This is a genomic window from Thiorhodococcus minor (assembly GCF_010820565.1).
Lineage (GTDB): Bacteria > Pseudomonadota > Gammaproteobacteria > Chromatiales > Chromatiaceae > Thiorhodococcus > Thiorhodococcus minor.
Genome location: NZ_JAAIJQ010000152.1, coordinates 1 through 5,580 on the forward strand (window position 1 = coordinate 1; position 5,580 = coordinate 5,580).

Genomic DNA, 5,580 nt, shown 5'->3' on the forward strand with positions numbered 1-5,580 from the left:
AGGTTTGCATCGGGCGTCTCCATCAACAGGTGATAGTGGTTCGACATCAAACAGTAGGCGTGTCCCCACCAGTTGAAACGCTCACAAACCTCGGCAAGCAGGGCTAAGAACATTTGGCGGTCCGCATCACCCCGATAGATGTCCTCGCGCGCGTCACCGCGTGAGGTGATGTGATAGAGAGCGCCGAGAAATTCGAGTCTGAGAGGGCGAGCCATGGATCAAGCGTAGCTCGGATCGGGCAAAAGGCAAGACCTGACACCGGTCTTCCGAAGCGGCCAACGCCGGGGCGGCTACACCACCGTCAAGGAGCACGTGCCCGAGGCCCATCGCCGATATCTGGACTGGACCCCGGAGCGGCTACTGCGCTGGGCCCGGAAGATCGGTCCGGCCACCGCGGCCGTGATCGAGCGGCTCCTCGCCGCGCGCACCCACCCCCAACAGGCCTTCGATGCCTGCTTCGGGGTGCTGCGCCTGGCCAACGGCTTCGGCGAGCCACGCCTGGAGGCGGCCTGCGCGCGGGCACTGACCATCGGCACCCTCAGCTACAAGCGCATCGCCTCGATCCTGGAGAAGGGACTCGACCAACGCCCGTTACGCGAGCCCGAGCCACTGACCCTCCCGCTGGAGCACGCCAACCTGCGTGGCTCCGACGTACGACCACTGATCACCCCACCGGCCTTGCCCCCGGGCAAGGCCTCATCCACCCAATAGGAGAACGATCGATGCCGATCCATCCGACCCTGGAGATCCTCCAGAGCCTGCGCCTACGCGGCATGTACAAGGCCCTGCAGGAGCAGCTACAGATGCCTGAGATCGACGCACTGAGCTTCGAGGGGCGCCTCGGACTGCTGCTCGAGCGTGAGGTCACCGAGCGCGAAAGCACCCGCCTGCGATCCCGTCTGAAGCAGGCCAAGCTGCGCGAGAACGCCGCCATCGAGGACCTCGACGTGCGTGCCCGGCGCGGCCTCGACAAGGCGCTGATGACGCGCCTGAGCGCCTGCAGTGGATCGGCGAGCATCTCAACGTGCTCATCACCGGACCCACCGGCGTCGGCAAGACCTGGATCGCCTGCGCGCTGGCCAACAAGGCCTGCCGCGAGGGCTTCAGCGCACGCTATGCCCGCTTGCCGCGACGGCTGCAGGAGCTCGGCATCGCCTGCGCCGATGGCCGCTACCCCAAGCTCCTCGCCGAGCTCGCCCGTACCGATCTGCTCGTCCTCGACGATTGGGGCTTGACCCCATTGAATGACGAGCGGCGCCGCGATCTGCTCGAGATCCTCGATGACCGCTTCAACGCACGCGCAACGCTGGTCACCAGCCAACTGCCGATCGCACACTGGCACGACTCCCTCGGCGATCCGACACTGGCCGATGCGATCCTCGATCGCCTCGTGCACGGTGCCTACAAGCTCGACCTCAACGGCGAATCGATGCGCAAGCAGGGCTCCACGTCGACGCCCGAGCCCACACTCGCGTAAGACTGTCACCCCCGTGTTGTGCGCTCAGAATCGGGGTGGCCGGATTCGCCAGAATCGCTGGCCGCTTTCCTTCGGATTGGGTGGCCGGATTCCGTCCGGAATCAGTGGCCACTTTCACCGGAATACGCACGGGTCGGCTACCATCAGGCGAGCTGTATGATCTCGAGCAGCGCGTCGTCGAGCGGGTAGCCTGGGGTCGATCCGCCCAAATCGCGGATACGCCTTGCGACCCGATCTCCCAAGGCCGGCATTGCTAGTGCGTTCAGGTGGCGAAGGAACGTCAGTTGTGCCGGCAGGCTGTTGGGACGGGCTTGGCTCCATTGGAAGGCTGCAAGCGCGGCACTCTGGCTTCCCTCCGCACATTCCAGTGCCTCCAGTAGGGCTTGGCGCACGCCACCGTGCGCGGGGAAGCGCGCGACCAAGCCCCTGGCCTTGGTGACGGCCTGCGCACACTGCCGCTTCTGCATCAGGCGCTCGATGGATTTCAACCGCTCCGGACTCGGCTTCGGGTCCTTGGATGGCTTCTTGGTACGTGGTTTCTTGCTCAAGGTGTCAGGCTCGGTGGTGACTTAGGGGAACTGGGTTCTTCGAGGGGAAAGGGACTGGCGTGCGTTCTAGTCCAGCGTTGGAGACGGCGGGGGGAGGTCAGCGTGAGCCAGTCCGACTGCTGGACCCGCTCAGGGTAGCGTTGGCTCGGTCAGACGGGAGGAGGCGGAGTTGGCGCTTGCCAGGTGAGTTTTCGCGCTGTCGCAGTTCGCTGGAACCGATGGGTCTGGCGGTTAGGAGATGAGGTCACGACTCTTCCTCGACCCGTGATCCAGTGCGCGATCGAACTGCGTCGACAATCGGGGCCTCAGTCGGCGGTTGGACGGGTAGGGTGGACGAGCGAGAGCGAAGTCCACCGAATCCCGCTGGCTGACACGACGATCAAGGTCTGTGAGACAAAAGGCAAGACTTGACTCCGTTGCTTCCTACCGGTCCAACTGACGAGCGAGGCCGAGAAAGTAGCGACGAGCATTAGCGCAGACGTCAACAAGCGGACGCGAAGTCTTCCTACATGAACTGCTGCCAGATCAGAAAACCAAGGATGCCCAGCAACATCAAGACTGACGGGTAAAAGGTCAGCGCAAACCCCAGGGCCCGTGACGGTGCACCTTTCGCATAACCCCCAAAGAAAAGTATCCTTCCCACCGCGAAGGCCAGAGCTGCGAGTGGAACGACAGACAACCATGTTGAAGGCATAACGACGGCCCATGCCGCATAGACGACAACGGCGATACAAAACTGCTCCAACGTGTTTTGAAGGAGCGTTTGCAGAACCAATGCGCGCTCACTATCGCTCGCAAAGCCGGCACCTCCATCGATATCTTCCGGGGTAAAGAAGCGATGTTTTGCAAGGCGTGCGACCGATATGACAAGGAACAACAATGGCAGGAGCGCGGATTTGAAGGCGACTGTCAATCGCTCAGCATCGGTCAATGACAGCGCATAAGAAAAGGGATTCCACAGGATGCCAGCCACGACGATAGAAATGGCGATGATCATGCCGATCACTATGCCGATTAAGACACCTGTTTGTTTCTCTGTTAGCGCCATGTGCGACCGTCCTCAGCTACCCTGACTGTCAAAGCTCCCCGCATCGCAGGACACGACAAGCCGGCCCTAGCCCCGAGTGCGCATCGAGCCATGCCTTCGCGTAAGGATGCGCCCAGAACAAGTAGTCCCGTCGCTCCGATCGAGACAGGTCAAGATTAAACCGGTCACCGTTTTTCTGTAGGTCGGAACGGGCAAAAGACAAGACCTGCTATCCCCCTCTTTGTTTATCACTCGTTACTTATCCATCCCGCAACGGGAGTCCGGGTTCGGGACAATCGATGACCGACGCCCAAATATTTAAAGCTGGTCTAGAAGACCGGAGATCGTGCCAATTGCGGCCTCACGAGTGGCTGAGTCGTCCGTCACTGTGGTGAGTACCTCACGACCGATTTCACGCAGCATGATCTGCTGATTCTCGCTGAGTTGACTGTAGATGATTCCGCGTTCTGCCTGTTCGGCAGCAAACGCTAACCCAACTTGAATCCGGTTACCAAAGCGTGCCATGTCGCTTGTTGCCCCGGCATTGGCCCAACCACCTTCGATCAAGGCGATGATCATCTGATTGCGCTGAACGCGACCGGCCTCGAGTTCAGCCAACCAATACTGGTAACCGGCGTCATCTGGAGCGCGGCCGAAGAGGTGCTCGTACAGTGCCTCGATGAATGGGCCATAGCCTTGGTCGGTTGGATACATTTCCTGAACCAGTGGCGCATCAAAAAAGCTCTGAGCCACTTCAGTGGGTGTCCAGCCGCTAGTTTGAAGGTTGTCGATCCAATATTGTAGTCCTTCGTTATCCGGGGCATAGCCCAGCGTGGCGATGTATATCTCAGCCACCCGCCATGCGAAATCGCTTCTCGGGTATGACTCCGGGGTTGCTTCGGAATCGAAAACAAAGGATGCGCCGCTTTCTTCCCCTTTGCCATCGCAACCAGGGCCACCGATCACGGCCTGATAACCGCTTATATCCACCGCCCAACCCACGAAGTCGCCACTTACGGATCCATTTGGCGTTAGCTTTTGTAATTGGCTTCCCGTGAAAACATCAAACAGATAGGCCACGCCACTATCCCAGATTCTGCGGCGATCTTCTCTCCTGTAATCTCCTAAGCTCGCGCCGACAAGTAGTCGGTCACCACTAATCGCGACCGAAGCGCCAAATCCAGAATTGTAATCCAATCCTTGGTCGTCAGCGATAAGTTTATGGACTTGTGCACCTTTGGCAAGGTCGAAAATATACACCGACTCGACACCAAGTGCGCCGACTGCAGCAGTAAAACCACTTATGGCTACAGAGTATCCAAAAGTGCCTCCGGCTTCGCCATCTTCCGGTGTGAGCTTGTAGATCTGTTTTCCAGTTTCAGCGTCAAAAATGTAAGCAGATCCACTACGATCTCCATTATCATTATCGGCTATCGCACCGACTATGACTTCATTTCCGCTAACAGCAACTGCGCTGCACAATTTGGAAGCTGCAGAGCTATCTTCTGCTGTGAGATTATGGCCGTATTTTCCACTTCCAGCATCGAAGACGTAAGCGGTCCAGTTCCTCTGATAATTGGCATCCTCCTTAAAAGCACCGACTACGAAATGGTCTTGGCTGGCCGCTACAGAACAGCCAAAGTATTGTTCTCTCGAGGAAGCGATCTTCGCTGTAACCCTATATCTCTGCTCACCAGTGCGTGCATCAAAAAGATAGGCTGCGCCAGCGTATCGTTCGCCATCAACTTCCTTATATGGTGCCCCGATCAACAAATCATTGCCATTAATGCCAACCGCACGGCCAAATTGATCGTACTTAGCCCCATCTTCGGCTACGAGCTTAAACAATTGTCTGCCGGTGGCCGCATCGAAGAGATAGGCAGCACCGCTGTCGTGCGCGAGGTCGTCATCACCAGGAGCACCGACTAGAATATAGTTTTCGTTTATGGCGACGGAGAATCCAAAAGAGTCCTCAGCTTCTCCATCATGAGCCAGCAGTTTTTCTTTTTCCGCCCAGTCAGCTAATGGAGAATCCATGAGCGAGTAACTCATTAAAGTATGAGCAAGCAATAAAAATGTTCTTTTCATAAAGTAAATTCCGGGGACAGTTTAATCACTCGACTTTGGCCATTTCCGGGCCATGGAGGGGGGGGCTGACTAATGCCCCAAACGGTACAGGCGGGAGCGGTTGAATTGGCGGCAGAGGGACGCGAGCGGTATCGTCTGATGTCGACCAAAACGCCAGCGATGCCTGCCGATGCGCCCTCTGCCAGTCACGATTTTATCTGTTCTCCAACCGTTTGCATGCCTGTTCACTCGTCCGACCTGGAATTATGCCCAGGTGCTGTTGATCGGCACGCTGCTGGCTCAAGGCCCGCGCACACAAGAACAGTGTCAGGTCTTGCCTTTTGCCTTTTCGGCTGCGCGAACGATCCGGCTGATCCGCGCGTAATGCAGACCAAAATGGTCGCCGATTTGCTTCAGGGTGTATCCGCCGCTCGCGTAAGCCGCTGCAATGGCCTGGTCTC

The 5,580-nt window shown here is 58.1% G+C and carries 5 protein-coding genes and 2 pseudogenes; 2 read left to right on the plus strand and 5 right to left on the minus strand.

Going from position 1 to position 5,580, the window contains the following annotated elements:
- The coding region (locus G3446_RS25240; RefSeq protein WP_209262631.1) for a transposase at positions 1-215 on the minus strand (215 nt) is incomplete at its 3' end.
- Between the two features lie 97 nt (positions 216-312).
- Between G3446_RS25240 and G3446_RS25245 the strand changes: the two genes are divergently transcribed.
- Complete coding sequence (locus tag G3446_RS25245; RefSeq protein ID WP_164456443.1) at positions 313-711, plus strand: hypothetical protein; 399 nt, start codon at positions 313-315, stop codon at positions 709-711.
- Between the two features lie 11 nt (positions 712-722).
- Positions 723-1,477: pseudogene (gene istB, locus G3446_RS25250) on the plus strand (IS21-like element helper ATPase IstB).
- Positions 1,478-1,620: 143 nt separating this feature from the next.
- Here the strand turns inward: istB and G3446_RS25255 are convergent.
- The 4 genes and pseudogenes from G3446_RS25255 to G3446_RS28480 all read right to left on the minus strand — a co-directional run.
- Complete coding sequence (locus G3446_RS25255) at positions 1,621-2,025, minus strand: hypothetical protein (protein ID WP_164456444.1); 405 nt, start codon at positions 2,023-2,025, stop codon at positions 1,621-1,623.
- Between the two features lie 505 nt (positions 2,026-2,530).
- The gene (locus tag G3446_RS25260) at positions 2,531-3,073 is read right to left on the minus strand and encodes an MAPEG family protein (RefSeq protein ID WP_164456445.1); all 543 of its coding nucleotides are present in this window, start codon (positions 3,071-3,073) and stop codon (positions 2,531-2,533) included.
- Positions 3,074-3,370: 297 nt separating this feature from the next.
- The gene (locus G3446_RS25265; protein ID WP_164456446.1) at positions 3,371-5,140 is read right to left on the minus strand and encodes a DUF4214 domain-containing protein; all 1,770 of its coding nucleotides are present in this window, start codon (positions 5,138-5,140) and stop codon (positions 3,371-3,373) included.
- 306 nt (positions 5,141-5,446) lie between these two features.
- Positions 5,447-5,580: pseudogene (locus tag G3446_RS28480) on the minus strand (addiction module toxin RelE); the annotation flags it as partial.